Source organism: Catellatospora sp. IY07-71 (assembly GCF_018326265.1).
In the GTDB taxonomy this organism is placed as follows: domain Bacteria; phylum Actinomycetota; class Actinomycetes; order Mycobacteriales; family Micromonosporaceae; genus Catellatospora.
Genome location: NZ_AP023360.1, coordinates 5494851 through 5510366, shown reverse-complemented (window position 1 = coordinate 5510366; position 15516 = coordinate 5494851). Strand labels below are relative to the sequence as shown.

The window sequence follows — 15516 nt, the reverse complement described above, 5'->3', positions numbered from 1 at the left end:
GGCTGTGACACGGCGGCCGCGCCCGCTGCGGTACTTCGCTATCCCGAGGTGCTGAGCAGCCGGTAGCCGACGTCGGCCACGCCCGGCTCCCCCGGCGTGCCGTGGCGCTCCTGCCAGCGCCCGCTGTCCAGATCGTCGCTCAGCCGCCGCATCGCCGCGGCGACCCGGGCCGGGTCGAGTTTGGCCAGCGAGGAGATCGAGGCGCGCACGGAAGGGTCGAGATAGGCGTGCGGCCGGTTCCAGTAGGCCGCCAGGAAACCGTCGCTGCAGTCGTGCGGCACCGGCACCTCCGTCACCCGCACCGGCGCCAGCTGCTCGCTGATGAAGTCACACGTGGGCAGGGTCGCCTCGGCGTCGGCGATCTCCGGCAGGTAGTCGGCCACCAGCCAGAACCGCGCCACCACCACGGGATCCCAGGTGAGCACCACCTGGCGGCGCGACACCCGGCGCAGCTCGGCCAGCCCGCGAGCGGGATCGGTCCAGTGGTGCACGGTGAGGATGGCCAGCCCGACGTCGAAGCTCTTGTCGGCCAGCGGCAGCCGCTCCGCCACGGCCCGCACCACGGGCGCGCTGCCCGGCGCCCGCTGCGCGATCATCACCGGTGACGGCTCGACGGCGAGCACCCGCCGGCCCAACGGCTCGTACGAGCCCGCTCCCGCGCCGACGTTGACCACCGTGCGCGCCTCACCGAGCGCCTGCTCGATGACCTCCGCCACGCGCGGATCGGGTCTGCGCTGCTGCGCGTAGCCGGTGCCCAGCGTCCGATACGGATCAATCACCGCGCCAGTCTCGCACCTGCCGCGCCGGACTGCCCGGCTGATACGGTGCGCTGTGCTGATCTCGTGGCGCGACACGGCCGACGTCCTGCGTGACCTGCTACGCCGCGACGGCCTCGACCCCGGCCGGGTCCCGAGCCCGGCTGCGGCCTGGCCGGTGTTCTGCGCGTTTCTCGCCGTCGACGTCGCCGAGGTGCAGGCCGAGCCCGACAGCGACGCCGACAGTTTCATCGTCCAGTGGGGCCGTTATAGCTGGCACGACGGGCTGCCGAGCCTCTCCTTCAGCAGACAGCTCATCTTCGACGTGGCGGGCGGGCCAGAATTCTGGCAGGTCACCCTCGACATGGTGTTCGCCGACGACCCCGCCCTGGCCGACCTCGACCAGCCGAACACCCAGGACAGCGGCTTCTACTCCGAGCGCCCCGGCCCGACCCTGGACGCCGTCCTGCGTGAGGTGCTGTGGGAGGTCGAACAGCACCCGACGTTGCAGGCCCTGTGGCGGAGCGCCCCGCTGCGCAGCACCGTGACGCTGGACCGGAGCTGCTGAGCCGCCTGGGTAACGTCCACGGTGTGCGGCGCGCCTGGGCGCTGAAGCCGGAGCGCGCTGGTCCGGGCCGTGCACGCGCTGGACAGCAGCATCGCGACGGCGGCTCCGCCAGCAGCACCCGGCTCGCCCTGATCATGACTGGATGCTATCCGCGTATATCGCCTGCAAGTGCATCAATGGGTGAAAGCAGCCTGGTTCGAACGGATCACTCAGGGCCTGGGTCCGGTGCCCGCTTGTCCCCCGCGGCGAGTTGACGGGTGAGCACCGCCAGCTGGTCGCGCAGGCCGGCGAGTTCCTTGACCTCCGCGCGGAGCTGGGCGAGCTCGGCGAGCACCGGATCGTGCGGCGGCTCCGGCTCGGCGCCGCTGGACTTGGGTTCGAGGCCGAAGAAGCTGGCCAGCGAACCGGCGAGCAGGCCGAGCAGCGCGACACCCATGATCATGATCGCCGCGCCGTCGACCCGCCCGGCGGTCGTGATGGGCACGATGTCGCCATACCCGACGGTGGTCAGGGTGACGACCGCCCACCAGACGGCGTCGCCGAAGGTGGCGAACTCCGGGTTGACGGGGCGCTCCGCGTAGAACGCCATGGCCGCGCCCACGAGCAGGACCGCCCCCGCGACGATCGCGACCCGCCCCAGCCGGGCGAACAGGTGCCGGACCCCCTTGGTCGCGATCAGCAGCCGACCGAGCCTGGCCAGCCGCAGGACCACCACGATGCCGCCGCCCTGCGCTCCGGAGAGCAGGAACCACGGCGCGGTGAGCAGCACGATCGCGAGGTCGAACCTGCCCAGGCGGGTGCCCAGGTAGTTCACGAACAGCCGCTGGTGCACGAAGAAGTCGGCGACGAACACGAGCCACGAGACGACGTTGATCAGGATCGCGATCCAGTTGCCCTGCTCCGGCACCACGATCAGCGGCAGCACGGCGGACAGGATGATCGGGATCCGGGCCCGGCGGTCATAGGTCGCCAGGGCCGCCGCAGCGGCCGCGTCCCGCGGTTGTCCACGTCGCGGACCTGCTGCGGCGGCTCCCCCGCCCGTCGTGTTCACACGACGAATCCTGCCAATCGCGGCGCACCGCCCCCGGGAACCGGGCGCGGACTCGCCGTCACAGCCGACCCTTCAGGACACCGTGCAGGCGGCGCCGTTGAGCGTGAACGCGGCCGGTCCGGGGTTCGTGCCGTTGTGCGCGCCGTTGAAGCCGATGGCCGTCGACGCGCCCGGCGCGATGGCGGCGTTCCAGCTCAGATTCGTGGCCGTGACGTCGCTCCCGGTCTGGGCCCAGGTGGCGTTCCAGCCCTGCACCACGCGCTGCCCGGCGGGGAAGCCGAAGCGCAGCGTCCAGCCGGAGACGGTGCTGGTCCCGGTGTTGGTGACGGTCAGGTTCGCGGTGAAGCCGGAGCCGTTGCTCCAGTCCGAGACGGCGTACGCCACCTTGCACGTGCTGGGCGGAGCCGAGGTGGTGAAGGTCGCCGTGGGCGACGGAGCCGACAGCACACCGCTGGTGTCGCGGGCGCGCACCCGGAACGCGTAGGACGTGCCCGGGGTCAGACCCGTCAGGGTTGCGGTCGTCGTCGTGGCGTTCGGGGTCACCGACACCGCCGTCTCCGTCGTGCCGTCGAGGCGGTAGACCACGTATCCGGTCAGCGGGGACGTGCCCGCCGTCGACGGCGCCCAGGTGAGGGTGGCGCCGGTGGCGGTGATCCCGGAGACCGCCGGACCGCCCGGCGCCGTCGGCGGGGTCGCCGCGGGCGTGCGCACCACGATGGTGGACGCGGCGCCGACCAGCCCCGCGGTGTCGACCGCCCGCACCGAGAACGCGTAGCCGGTCGCCGGTGACAGGCCGGAGACCAGGCACCCCAGCGGGTTCACGCCGACACAGGTGTAGCGGTATCCGTCGACCAGCACCTCGTACCCGCTGATCGGCCTGCTCCCCGGGGTGGCCGCGGTCCAGGACAGCGAGACGCTGCCCGGCCTGACGTCGGTCGCGGTCAGGTTGCCGGGCTGGCCCGGCGGGACGGCGACACCGGTCACGGTGCACGGGTGGTCGTTGATCGCGTACTCGGTCGGCGGCGCGTTGCTGCCGGCGTAGGTGCCCGCGAACGTCGTCGATCTGGTGCCGCCGGGTTGCAGCGGCCCGGCGCCGCTGGACCACAGCCAGACGAAGGTCTGGCTCCAGCGGGTACCGTTCTGCCGGAACCCCCACTCGGGCGCGATCTGCTGGCCGGACGCCAGCGTGAAGGCGAGCGTCCACTCCTGCCACGGGCCCTCGGTCAGGTTGGTCATGTCGACCTGGGCGAAGAACGAGCCGCTGCCGGAACTCGTCGGCCGGTAGGTCACCGAGCACATGGCCCCCGCGGTGTACCGCAGGGTGCGCACGGTCGCGGCGGGCGAGGCGGCCGACGTGTTGCCGGCCGCGTCGGTGGCGAGGATGGTGAACGTGTACTCGTTGTTCGGGGTCAGGTCCCGGATCGTGATCGTGTTGGTGGTGCCGGGTGTGCCGTCGGTCCAGGTGCCGCCCGTGGGCAGGACCCGCCGGACGAGATAGTCGCTGACCCCGACGTCGTCGGTCGAGGGCGGCCAGGTCAGGGTCACGGCGAACGGAGTCACCTGGGTGAAGGTCGGCGCGCCGGGCGCGGTGGGCGCCGCGGTGTCCGTGGCCGCATCGGCCGCGGGTGCCGCCATCAGCAGCATCGCGGCCGTGACGGCAAGCGCGAAGAGGGCACGCAGCGGCCGGGACAGCAGGTCGGAGATGGGCATGGCAAACGTCTCCAGCAGTGTGAGGAGTAACCGGTACCGATCACACGTCCAACGGCTCGCCCTGTGGGCAGCATAGGCCACGGCAGCGCGATTTACATCGACCGTCACCACTGGCCGCCGTTCCGGTCGGTAGCGCGGGCGGGGTCCGCGACGGACCCCGCCCGCGCCCGCACGGCTCAGTACGGGTTGTAGAGGACCCGGTCCTGGCTCTTGACCACGTAGGACTGCCCCTCGAACGTGCTGCCGTACACCAGGAACTCGACGTTGCTGAAGTTCGCCGAGGTGAACTCACCCGAGGCGGTGCCGGTGGAGGAGTAGCACGGCTGACCGGACGCGTTGCCGGTGTAGTTCGGGTAGACGTTCGTGACGAAGGTGGAGTACTTGCGCCCGCCCGCGTAGTACAGGTTCACGTTGATCGTCAGGTAAGGCAGCATGTAGCTGGACTGCCGGCAGACGGTCAGGTTGTAGCGCAGCGCGCTGCCGCCGTCGTCGAACTGGACGGTGCCCTCGACCCAGCCGAGCTGCACGCTGCCTCCGGTCGGGTAGTAGTGGCGGATCTGCATGGTCACCGGCTGCGCCGGGCCCCACGCCGCGTGCGCGGGCGTGGCGGCGGCGGGCAGCACCAGGGCGCCCACCGTGGCCAGCGCCACCAGCAGCGACCTTGCCGCCGAGCGCCTCAGGAACGATCTCATCGATGCTCTCCTCTGCATGTCCGGAGGGAAAGCACAGCCGCGGCCCGGCCGGGAGCTGCTCCCGCACGGCGATGCCGGTCGAGTCCCGATCCTGGCAGCCCCGACTGGACCGCGACTGGACCGCGACTGGACGCCGCAGGCCACCGGCCCCGGCGGTCAGCGCCGCGCGACGACGCGGTCGCCGGCCAGCCGTGCCCGGACCTGCGCCGCCTCGGGCGGATCGAGATGATCGAGCAGTGCCAGCGCCTGCCGCCATACCGTGCGGGCGGCGCCGTCGTCACCGGCGGCGGCGAGGGCGTCGCCGAGGTGGCTGAGCACGAGCCCTTCGAGGTGACCGTCGCCGAGCTCGCGGTAGATGCCGAGGGCCTGCCGGAACGCTGCCGCGGCCCGGTCGTGCTCGCCCAGGTGGTGGTGGGCGTACCCGATGCTGTCCAGCGTCGAGGCGATGCCGCTGCGGTCGCCCAGCTCCTCCAGCCCGGCCAGCGCCGCCCGGCAGTGCTCCAGCGCCGCCACCTGGTCTCCCTGCAGCGCGTGGCACCAGCCGACCGCGTTGCGGGCACGCGCCACACCGTGCGCGTCACCGGCGGAGAGCAGGATCTCCAGGCCGCGCCGGGCGTGGTCCAGCGCCTGCCCGAACCCGCCGCGCCGCTCCCACATCAGCGACAGGTCCAGCTCGACCCGGCTCTGCCCGGTCAGGTCACCCGCCTCCCGGTAGAGGACGCCTGCCTGCCGCAGTTCGGCCTGCGCCTCGTCCATGCGGCGCAGCCGGATGTAAGCGCGGGCGAGGGACCGGTGCGCCACGGCCCGCGCCCGGGGCACGCCGTCCTGCCGGGCCGCCGCCACGGCGAGCTGCTGGACCGTGGCCAGGTCGGCCCAGTGGCCCCGGCGGTCCAGATAGGTCGCCAGGGTCCGGGCCAGCCGCCACGCGCGGCCGGGCGACACGGTGGCGGCTCGCTCGACGGCTGCGACGAGCACCGCCCGCTCGGCTTCCAGCCAGGCCAGCGCCTGCCCGGCGTCGGCGACCTCGGCTTTGACGACGGCCGCCGGCGAGGGCTCGGTCAGCGGATCGTCCGGCCGCGGTTGGGTGAGCTGCTCGGCGGCGTACGCCGTGTGCAGGTAGTGGTCGAGCATCCGCAGCTCGGCGGCGCGGCGGCCGCGGGCGGGTTCGATCCGGGCGACCTCGGCGGCGTAGGCGCGTACGAGATCGTGCAGCGCGTACCGGCCAGGCACGGGCTCCCCCGCCAGGCCCGCCCGCACCAGCTCGGCGAGCTGCCTCCTGGCCTCGGTGACCGTGGAGGCCAGCAGGCTCGCCGCGGCCGGTGCCGTCACCTCCGGCCCCGGGTGCAGCCCGAGCAGCCGGAACAGCCGCCCCGACGGCGGGGCCAGGGCGTGGTAGGACCACGAGAACACGGCCCGCAGGTCGGTCTCCGGCTCGCCGGTCGTGAGCGCGTCGAGCCGGCCGTCGCCGCGCAGCTCCCCCGCGACGGCAGCCAGCGGCAGGCGGCGGTTCAGCGCCGCCCGGGCCGCGAGGATCACCAGGGCCAGCGGCAGCCCTCCGCAGCGGTCGAGCATCTCGGCCACGGCGGCCGGCTCGGCGGCCAGCCGTGCGGCGCCCACCCGCCGGGTCAGCAGCAGCCGGGCGTCTGCCGGGGCGAGCGGTTCGAGCGGGAGCGGGTACGCGCCGTCGGCCGCCACCAGCCCGGCGAGCTGGTCGCGGGAGGTGACCAGCAGCAGGCAGCCCGGCGTGCCGGGCAGCAGCGGCCGCACGTGTGCCGGGTCGCGGGCGTTGTCCAGCACGATCAGCATGCGGCGCCCGGCGACCACGCTGCGGTACTGCGCGGCCTGGGCGTCGGCCGTGGCCGGCAGCTGCTCGGCGGCCACGCCCAGCGCGTCCAGCGCACGGCGGACCGCGTCGGCCGGTGCCATGGCGACGCCGCCGGGATCGAACCCGCGCAGGTTCAGGTGGAGCTGGCCGTCGGGGAACCGGGACGCGATCCGGTGCGCCCAGTGCACCGCGAGCGCGGTCTTGCCCACCCCCGGCGCCCCGGACACGACGATCGCGGATACGGCGGCCGGTGAATCCAGCAGCCGGTCGAGGTGCGCCAGCTCCGCCGCGCGGCCGGTGAAGGCGTGGGCGTCGGCGGGCAGCTGCGCCGGGACCGTGGCCGCGCTGTGCGGCGCCTGCTCGGCGTGCAGCAGCGCGGCGTGCGCGGCGGCGAGCTCGGCACCGGGGTCGACGCCGAGTTCCTCGGCCAGCCGCCGGCGTATGTCGTGGTAGGTGGCGAACGCCTGGCCGCGCCGGCCCGCAGCCTGGTACGCGACCATGAGCCGCGCGTGCCATGCCTCGTTCAGCGGCTGCCCGGCCACCGCCTCCTCCAGCGCGGGCAGCCCGTCGGCGGGGCGGCCCGCGGCGACCGCCAGCTCGCCGTAGCGGGCCAGCGCCTCCTGCCGCTCGGCGGTCAGCGCGGCGACGCCGGGATGCTCGGCGAGCACCGGGACGTCCGCCAGCGGCGCGCCCTGCCACTGCCGCAGCGCCTCGGCCAGCGCCGCCGCGGCGTCGTCCCACCGGCCGAGCTGCTGCGCCGATACGGCGGTGGTGACGTGATCGCGGAAGCGCAGCAGGTCCACGGCGGTGGTGGGCAGGCACAGGCGGTAGCCGTCGCCGGCCTTGCGGAGCACCGTGCTCGCGGCGCGGGCGGGCCTGCCGGGCTCCAGCAGCCGGCGCAGCCGCAGCACGTAGGTCTGAATCACGTTGGCCGCGCTCGGCGGCGGCGGCCGGTCCGGCCACAGCCCCGCGACGAGGTCATCGCGTCGTAGCAGCTGACCGCAGTGCAACGCCAGCAGCCCGAACACGGCGCGCTGACCGGCCGGGCCGACGTCGAGCGGCTCCCCGCCGCGCCAGGCGCCGACCGGGCCGAGCACCTGAATACGCACATCCGTCATGGCCGCAGTCGAAGCTATGGCGTGATCGTCGATGCCGCAACGGAGCGCCCACCCAGCAGGACGGGCCGGGGCCCGGTGCGGATGGTGTCCGCGCCCGGCCCCGGCGAGCGGTGTGCTCACCCCCCGGCCTTACTCCGATGTGGCGTGGCGGCCTCGGGTCAGCCGGTCAGCAGGGATCGGCGGGGCGGACCCACCGGTGGGACCGCAGGCGCCGACCGGTGGGGTCGGTCAGCCCATAGCCCCGGGCGACCGCTTCGCCCAGGACCGTCGATCAGCAGCACCGCCACCGACGACGGCCGGATCGGTCGAGCATGCGGTGCTACGGCGTCACGGCCGGTTGATCAGGCGTGGTCTCCGGCTCGGCGGCGGGTCCGCTCATCGGGATGTCGCGCAGGCTGAGCACCATGGTCAGGGCCACGCCCAGCACCAGCGCGATGTCCGCGACGTTGCCCACGAACGGGCCGTAGTCGATGAAGTCCACCACGTGGCCGCGCGCGAAACCCGGCTCCCGCAGCAGCCGGTCCAGCAGGTGGGTGGTCGCCCCGCCGAGCACCAGGCCCAGCCCCACCGCCCAGGCCCGCGACCGCACCCGCCGGGCGACGAAGGTGATCACCGCGACCGTCGCCGCCGCGAACAGCGTCAGCACCCAGGTGTACTCGGTGCCGATGGAGAACGCGGCTCCCGGGTTGTAGGTCAGCCGCAGCTGGATCAGCTCGCCGATGACCGCGATCGGCGCCCGGCCGGTCAGCGCGGCCTCCGCCCACCACTTGGTCAGCTGGTCCACCACCACCAGCACCGCGGCCAGGGCGAGCACGACCGCGAACTGCCGCGAGGCGCGGCGCCCGGGGGCGGTGGACTCAGACTGCACTGTCGCCATCACGATCTCTCCGTACGCCGTTGACCAGCTCGCCGGCTGGCAACAGTAACCCACCCGCGAACGATCTTCACGATCCGCGTGCCTCCCGCCGGGCGGCGCTCTGGCGCGATGTCGCCGAACAGCAGGAGCCGCGGGGCCCGCCGCGTGCACCTCCCGCGCCAAGCCGCGTGTGACCAGCTCCTATCCCGACATGTACACGCCCTGTACGCGGCTGTTGCTAACTTCTCCGGCCACACCCCCGGAAGGAGATGACGGTCGATGACAGGTCGAGCGGCGAAGAGAACCTGGTGGACCCTCGCGGTCACGGCGCTGTGGGGCACGCTGGTGCTCGTCCCGGCGCAGCCCGCGGCCGCGCAGACCGGCGCGATGATCCAGCCGGTGGACGGCGTCGTCACCGGCGTGCTGTCCAACCGCTGCGGCAGCACCGACAGTGACCACTACGGCGTCGACATCGCCGCCAACAGCGGAAAGGCGATCGGCGCGGCCTATCCCGGCACGGTGACGTTCGCCGGGTGGACCTCCGGCGGCGGCAACACCGTCACCGTCTCCCACGCCGCGGGCTACGTCACCCGATACCTGCACCTGGTGCAGGCGCCGTCGGTCGGCGCCGGGCAGGCGGTGAGCCAGGGCCAGCTGCTCGGGTACGTCGGCAGCACCGGCAACTCCACCGGCCCGCACCTGCACTTCGAGATCTGGCGCAACAACGCCGTCTACGGCATCAGCCCGGCGTACACGTGCGGCGGCACGGTCACCAAGGGCTCGGCGATCAACCTGCCGTTCGCCGACCTGCCCGCCGCGGGTGCCGTCGCCGAACGCTTCGCCTTCGTGAACGCGGCGGGCGTGCTGCACGTCAAGGACGGCGCGTACGCCTCCTGGCAGGCGGTCAACGCGGGCGGCGCCACCAAGGCGGTGCTCGGCGGCAACTGGATCGGCTGGATCCAGGGCGGCAGCTTCTACGCCAAGGACGGCGTCTACGGCGGCTGGCTCACCATGGCCGGCGGCGGGCAGGTGCGCGACATCGCCATCAGCGGCGACCGGTTCGCGTTCGTCAACACGGCGGGCGTCGCGTACGTCAAGGACGGGCCGTACGCGGCCTGGCAGGCGATCAACGCCGGTGGCGCGACCCGGGTGGAGCTGAACGGCGACTGGATCGGGCTGATCCAGGGCGGCGACTTCCTGGCCAAGCAGGGCATCTTCGGCGGCTGGCTGACCATGGCCGGCGGCGGGCAGGTGCGCGACATCGCGATCAGCGGCGAGCGGTTCGCGTTCGTCAACGCGGCGGGGATCCTGAACGCCAAGGACGGCCCGTACGCATCGTGGCGGGCGGTCAACGCCGGTGGCGCGACCAAGGTGGTGCTCGCCGGGAACTGGATCGGCTGGATCCAGTCGGGCGACTTCTACGCCAAGGCCGGGCTGTACGCCGAATGGCTGGCGCTGGCCACCGGCGGGCAGGTGCGCGACGTCGCCGTCAACGGCCAGGACTGGTTCGGGTTCATCGGCAGCGGCAGCTACTACGCCAAGCAGGGTCCGTACACCTCGTGGCTGACGATGGCGGGCGGCGGCCAGGTCACCGACATCGCCCTCGCCGGCTGACGCCCATGCGGCGGGAGCGTGTCCGCGCTCCCGCCGCGAGCAGCGGGCCGCGGGAACGATGAAGGTCTTGCCTCTATGGTGTGGTGATGAAGTCGATCAAGCAGGTTCAGGTCACCTTCGACTGCGCAGAGCCTGGGCGCGTCGCCCGCTTCTGGTGCGAGGTGCTGGGGTACGTCGTCCCGGCGCCGCCGGAGGGCTTCGCCACGTGGGACGACTACGAACGCACGCTGCCGCCTGAGCGCCAGGGTGCCGGGGCCGTCGCCATGGATCCCTCGGGGCGGGCCCGCGGATGTACTTCCAGCGCGTGCCGGAGGGCAAGGTCGTCAAGAACCGGGTGCATCTCGACGTGCGGGTCGGCACCGGACTCAAGGGTGAGGAGCGCGTGGCCGCGCTGGAGGCCGAATGCGCCCGGCTGGTCGCGCTCGGCGCGACGCGCGTGCACCTGTGGCGTGCCGATGAGTACAACGAGTCGTGCCTGCTGATGCAGGACGTCGAGGGCAACGAGTTCTGTCTCGACTGAGCGCCCGCCACGCGGCGACGACAGAAGAAGAGGCAGGAAGAACGCTGCCTGCCACTTCTAACGTATAGCGCACCCGGGGTCTTGCGGCAAGACCCCGGTCTTGCCGCAGAATCGGCGGCCGGACCCGGCGCCGACGAGGACAGGGGGCACGACGTGGGTGTCTTGGAGCTGCAAGAGGTCGACGGGACGCAACTGGCGGTCGTCGGTGGCAAGGCCGCGCACCTGGGCGTGCTGTCGCGGATCGAGGGCATCCGCGTGCCCGGCGGGTTCTGCGTGACGACGGACGCGTTCCGGCAGGTCATGGCGCAGGCGCCGGCGCTCGGCGATCAGCTCGGCCGGCTGTCGCGCCTGAACCCGGACGACCGGGAGTCGATCCGCACGCTCAGCGCGGAGATCCGCCGGACCGTTGAAAGGATCGCCGTCCCGGACGAACTGGCGGCGGCGATCACCGGCGCGCTCGCCCGGCACGGCGAGCACGCGGCCTACGCCGTGCGGTCCAGCGCGACGGCGGAGGACCTGCCGACGGCGTCCTTCGCCGGACAGCAGGACACGTATCTGAACGTGATCGGGCCGGAAGCGATCCTCGATCACGTCAGCCGGTGCTGGGCGTCGCTGTTCACCGAGCGGGCCGTGACGTACCGCCTGCGCAACGGCATCGATCACCGCACGGTGCACATGGCCGTGGTCGTGCAGCGGATGGTCTTCCCCGAAGCGTCCGGCATCCTGTTCACGGCCGACCCGGTCACGGGCAACCGGAAGGTCGCCACCGTGGACGCCGGGTTCGGCCTGGGCGAGGCCCTGGTCTCCGGCCTGGTGAACCCGGACGTCTTCAAGGTGCGCGACGGCGAGGTGATCGCCGAGGTGGTCTCCGCCAAGCAGCGTGCCGTCAGCGCCCTGCCTGGCGGCGGGACGCGGGAGGTGGCGATCGACCCGCAGCGGCAGGAGCAGCCGGCGCTGACGCATGCCCAGGTCGTGCAGCTGGTACAGCTGGGACGGCGGATCGAGGCGCATTTCGGCTGTCCACAGGACATCGAATGGTGCCTGGACGGCGACGGCTTCCAGATCGTGCAGAGCCGGCCGGTCACCACGCTGTTCCCCGTGCCCACCGCGCACGACCAGGAGAATCACCTCTATGTGTCCGTGGGCCACCAGCAGATGATGACCGACGCGATGAAGCCGCTGGGGCTGTCCATGTGGCAGCTCACGGCCATGGCGCCGATGCACGAGGCGGGCGGGAGGCTGTTCGTCGACGTCGCCCGGCGCCTGGCCTCGCCCGCGAACCGCGCCGCCCTGCTGGAGCTGATGGGCAAGGGCGATCCGCTGGTCAGGGACGCGCTGGAGACCGTACTCGAGCGCGGCGACTTCATCCCGACGCTGCCTGACGACGGTCCCGCCGGTCCGTCGCCCGGTGGCGCGCCCGCCCCGCTCGAGACGGATCCGGCCATCGTCGCCGAGCTGATCGAGCGCAGTCAGGCGTCCCTGGCGGCGCTGCGGCGCGACATCGCGGACCACAGCGGACCGGCGCTGTTCGAGTTCCTGCTGGAGGCGGTCCAGGAGCACAAACGCGTCCTCGCCCAGCCGCTGAGCATGCAGGCGATCATGGCGGGTATGGAGGCCACCTGGTGGCTCAACGACCGGCTGCAGGAGTGGCTGGGCGAGAAGAACGCGGCCGACACGCTCACGCTGTCCGCCCCCGGCAACATCACGTCGGAGATGGGGCTGGCGCTGCTCGACGTCGCCGACGTGATCCGCCCGCACCCGGCGGTGGTGGCCTTCCTTCAAACCGGGGTGGACGACGCCTTCCTGGACGAGCTGCCGAAGCTCGCCGGTGGGGCTGCCGCGCGCGACGCCATCGAGGCATACCTGGACCGGTACGGCATGCGCTGCGTCGGCGAGATCGACATCACCCGCCCGCGCTGGCGCGAGCGCCCGGCCACGCTGGTGCCGGCGATCCTCGACAACGTCCGGAACTTCGAGCCGGGCGCCGCCGCGCGGCGCTTCGAGCGGGGGCGGCAGCAGGCGCTGCAGAAGGAGCAGGACGTGCTGTCACGCCTGCGGGCCCTGCCGGACGGGGACCGGAAGGCCGGCGAGACCAAGCGGATGATCGACCGCGTCCGGACCTTCATCGGGTATCGGGAGTACCCGAAGTACGACATCGTCAGCCGCTACTTCGTCTACAAGCAGGCCCTGGTCGCAGAGGCCGAACGGCTCGTGCGGTCGGGCGCGCTGCCCGACGCGGAGGACGCGTTCTACCTGACGTTCCAGGAGCTGCACGACGCCGTGCGTTCGGGCGGCGTGGATGCGCGGCTCATCGAGGAGCGCAAGGACGCGTTCCGGTCGTACCAGGCGCTCAGGCCGCCGCGGGTGCTGACCTCGGACGGTGAGGCCGTCTCCGGGGCGTACCGGCGCGACGACGTGCCGGCCGGTGCGCTGGCCGGCCTGCCGGTCTCCGCCGGGACCGTCGAGGGGCGGGCCCGCGTCATCCTGGACCTGGCTCAGGCTGATCTCGAACCCGGTGACATCCTCGTCACGCCGCACACGGATCCGAGCTGGACACCCCTCTTCGTCTCCGTCACCGGCCTGGTGACCGAGGTGGGCGGGCTGATGACACACGGCGCGGTGATCGCGCGGGAGTACGGCCTCCCCGCCGTCGTCGGGGTGGCGGACGCGACCCGGCTGATCGCCGACGGGCAGCGGATCCGCGTGTACGGCAGCGACGGTTACGTCGAGCTGCTGCCCTGACCACGGCCGCCTGGTCAGCGGCTTTCGACCGCCGGTGCCCGCGCCGTGTCCTGGGCGTGGTACGCGGCGAGCAGCTCCCGCTCGTCCTGCATCCGGGGGAAGAAGAAGTACACCAGTGCCCCACCGATCAGGACGGCGATGACGCCGGCGAGGTGTGCCCACTGGTCACCCTCCAGGAACGCGGTCTTGGCCGCGGCGGTGATCTGCTCGCTGTACTGGGGGTACTGCTGGGCGGTGGCCGCGGCGCCGGCGAAGGACTTGGTCAGCTGCGCCTGGACGCTCGCGTTCACGTCGGCCGGGGGCGCCGTGGCGAGGTCGGCGGTGGCCGCTGCGGTGTAGCCGGCGGTCAGCAGCGCCCCGAAGATCGACTGCATCATCGCGCCGCCGAGGTCGCGCTGCAGGTCGGCGGTGCCCGATGCCATGCCCGCGCGGGTGACCGGCACGGCCCCGGTCAGCGAGCGCGAGGCCGGGGTGCCGGCGAACCCGACTCCGGCGCCGATGAAGGCGTAGCCGAGGCCGATCTTCCAGTAGGCGGCGCCCTCGCCCCACAGCAGCAGCATGGTGAGGAAGCCGAGCAGCACGAACACGTATCCGACGAGCAGCGTGAAGCGCGCGCCGTGGGTCTCCACGAGCTTGGCCGAGCGGGGCGCGCAGACGACCATGAACAGGGCGGCGGGCAGGATCGCCATTCCCGCATCGATGGTCGAGTAGCCCAGGACGTTCTGCAGGAACTGCTGGCCGATGAACATCGCGCCCATGAGCGAGCCGAACACGATGATGCCGGCGCACGCGGCGACCCAGAAGATGCGGCGCGAGGCGATGTTCAGGTCGTACAGCGGGTTGGCGGCACGGCGCTCGCGTACGGCGAACGCGGCGCCGGCAACGACGGTGACCAGGGCGAAGACCGCGACCAGGGTCGTGGAGCCGGGCACCGGGGCGAAGTTGATGGCGAGGATGAGCGCGCCCACCAGCGCCACGGACAGCACGCCGCCGAGGTTGTCGACGGGCTCGGTGGTCTCGTTGACGTGCGCGGGGACCAGCACGAGCGCGGCGATGAGCGCGACGGCCGCCAGCGGCAGGGTGAGCAGGAAGACCGACCCCCACCAGTGGTGCTCCAGCAGGAAGCCCGCGGCCAGCGGCCCCAGCGCCGCGATCGCCCCGCCGGTCGCCGACCACAGCGCGATCGCCTTGGTGCGGGCGGCGCCGGACCACAGTGCGGTGATCAGTGCCAGGGTCGTCGGGTAGGCCATGCCCGCAGCGAAGCCGCCGAGCAGCCGCGCCACGATCAGGACGGTGTCGCTGGGGGCGTACGCGGCCAGCAGGCAGGCGGGGACCGACAGGCCGACGCCGGCCACGAGCATCAGCTTGCGGCCGTACCGGTCACCGAGCGCGCCCAGGTAGATCACCGAGCAGGCCAGCCCGAGCGAGTACGCGACGGCGACCAGGTTCAGGGCCGTCTGCGAGGAGTCGAAGGCCAGGCCGATGTCCGGCAGCGCGACGTTGGCGACGGCGAGGTTCAGGTTGGCCACGGCCGCGACGAGGATCAACGCGGTCAGCACCCGGCCTTGTCTGGGCGGGGCCACCGTCTCCGGTTCGGTTGGGCTGCTCACGTGGCGTTCCTTTCCGGGGACGCGGTCACGGCGGGCTACGCGGCCGGCGAGGCCGCCGCGTACGGGCTTATACCGCATCAAACACCTTATCCGGCGATTAAGCCCTCCACCGGGCATTGGGGACAGGGTCACGCCGCTCTCCCGCCTCCTGGCTGCGGGACGACATTCCGAGCCGTTCGGCAACCGTTACGACGGGATTCAGATACACGACCTTCCATGTCCGCGGATCCGGCCGCGATGATGTGGTCGACCTCGCTCCGGCCGTGGCGCCCGGGCCGACCTTTATCGCAGGTGAGCGGTGCGTGAACCGTTGAGGACGGCACGTCACAGATTGACATCAATCGCTAAAGGTTAGTTGCGGGTCATCGACCAGGTTCGGAAACTTTCTTCGTCAGTGCAATGTGGATGCCCCTTCCGCCCAGGCCGGGCCGGGAACGGTCCTTCATGCCACGTGC

General features: G+C 72.6%; 10 protein-coding genes and 1 pseudogene. 4 read left to right on the top strand and 7 right to left on the bottom strand.

Annotation, left to right across the window (positions count from 1 at the left end):
- Positions 1-38 precede the first annotated feature (38 nt).
- Complete coding sequence (locus CS0771_RS24315; protein WP_212843160.1) at positions 39-779, bottom strand: class I SAM-dependent methyltransferase; 741 nt, start codon at positions 777-779, stop codon at positions 39-41.
- Between the two features lie 52 nt (positions 780-831).
- Between CS0771_RS24315 and CS0771_RS24310 the strand changes: the two genes are divergently transcribed.
- Entirely contained in the window at positions 832-1323 is a 492-nt protein-coding gene (locus CS0771_RS24310) for a hypothetical protein (protein ID WP_212843159.1), read from the top strand.
- Positions 1324-1528: 205 nt separating this feature from the next.
- Here CS0771_RS24310 and CS0771_RS24305 read toward each other — a convergent pair whose 3' ends face one another.
- From CS0771_RS24305 to CS0771_RS24285, 5 genes are all read right to left on the bottom strand, one after another.
- Positions 1529-2374, bottom strand: a complete 846-nt coding sequence (locus tag CS0771_RS24305; RefSeq protein ID WP_212843158.1) for a potassium channel family protein — start codon at positions 2372-2374, stop codon at positions 1529-1531.
- A gap of 72 nt (positions 2375-2446) precedes the next feature.
- Positions 2447-4084, bottom strand: coding sequence for a cellulose binding domain-containing protein (locus CS0771_RS24300; RefSeq protein ID WP_212843157.1), 1638 nt, complete (start codon positions 4082-4084; stop codon positions 2447-2449).
- Positions 4085-4260: 176 nt separating this feature from the next.
- The gene (locus CS0771_RS24295) at positions 4261-4776 is read right to left on the bottom strand and encodes a hypothetical protein (protein WP_212843156.1); all 516 of its coding nucleotides are present in this window, start codon (positions 4774-4776) and stop codon (positions 4261-4263) included.
- A gap of 156 nt (positions 4777-4932) precedes the next feature.
- The gene (locus CS0771_RS24290; RefSeq protein WP_212843155.1) at positions 4933-7719 is read right to left on the bottom strand and encodes a BTAD domain-containing putative transcriptional regulator; all 2787 of its coding nucleotides are present in this window, start codon (positions 7717-7719) and stop codon (positions 4933-4935) included.
- Between the two features lie 319 nt (positions 7720-8038).
- Entirely contained in the window at positions 8039-8596 is a 558-nt protein-coding gene (locus CS0771_RS24285) for a signal peptidase II (RefSeq protein ID WP_212843154.1), read from the bottom strand.
- 258 nt (positions 8597-8854) lie between these two features.
- Between CS0771_RS24285 and CS0771_RS24280 the strand changes: the two genes are divergently transcribed.
- The 3 genes and pseudogenes from CS0771_RS24280 to rph all read left to right on the top strand — a co-directional run bounded on the left by CS0771_RS24280 (position 8855) and on the right by rph (position 13451).
- On the top strand, positions 8855-10189 hold the full coding sequence (locus tag CS0771_RS24280; RefSeq protein WP_212843153.1) for a M23 family metallopeptidase: 1335 nt from the start codon (positions 8855-8857) through the stop codon (positions 10187-10189).
- 86 nt (positions 10190-10275) lie between these two features.
- Positions 10276-10709, top strand: a pseudogene (locus CS0771_RS24275) (VOC family protein).
- A gap of 153 nt (positions 10710-10862) precedes the next feature.
- Entirely contained in the window at positions 10863-13451 is a 2589-nt protein-coding gene (gene rph / locus CS0771_RS24270) for a rifamycin-inactivating phosphotransferase (protein ID WP_212843152.1), read from the top strand.
- A gap of 14 nt (positions 13452-13465) precedes the next feature.
- On the opposite strand, the gene CS0771_RS24265 is transcribed toward rph, so the two are convergent.
- The gene (locus CS0771_RS24265) at positions 13466-15061 is read right to left on the bottom strand and encodes an MFS transporter (protein ID WP_244870995.1); all 1596 of its coding nucleotides are present in this window, start codon (positions 15059-15061) and stop codon (positions 13466-13468) included.
- Positions 15062-15516 lie beyond the last annotated feature (455 nt).

What these genes read in the sequence shown, in the direction of transcription:
- CS0771_RS24290 (WP_212843155.1), bottom strand. Translation starts at nt 7,719, where the DNA reads ATGACGGATGTGCGTATTCAGGTGCTCGGCCCGGTCGGCGCCTGGCGC.
- CS0771_RS24295 (WP_212843156.1), bottom strand. Translation starts at nt 4,776, where the DNA reads ATGAGATCGTTCCTGAGGCGCTCGGCGGCAAGGTCGCTGCTGGTGGCG.
- CS0771_RS24285 (WP_212843154.1), bottom strand. Translation starts at nt 8,596, where the DNA reads ATGGCGACAGTGCAGTCTGAGTCCACCGCCCCCGGGCGCCGCGCCTCG.
- CS0771_RS24300 (WP_212843157.1), bottom strand. Translation starts at nt 4,084, where the DNA reads ATGCCCATCTCCGACCTGCTGTCCCGGCCGCTGCGTGCCCTCTTCGCG.
- CS0771_RS24280 (WP_212843153.1), top strand. Translation starts at nt 8,855, where the DNA reads ATGACAGGTCGAGCGGCGAAGAGAACCTGGTGGACCCTCGCGGTCACG.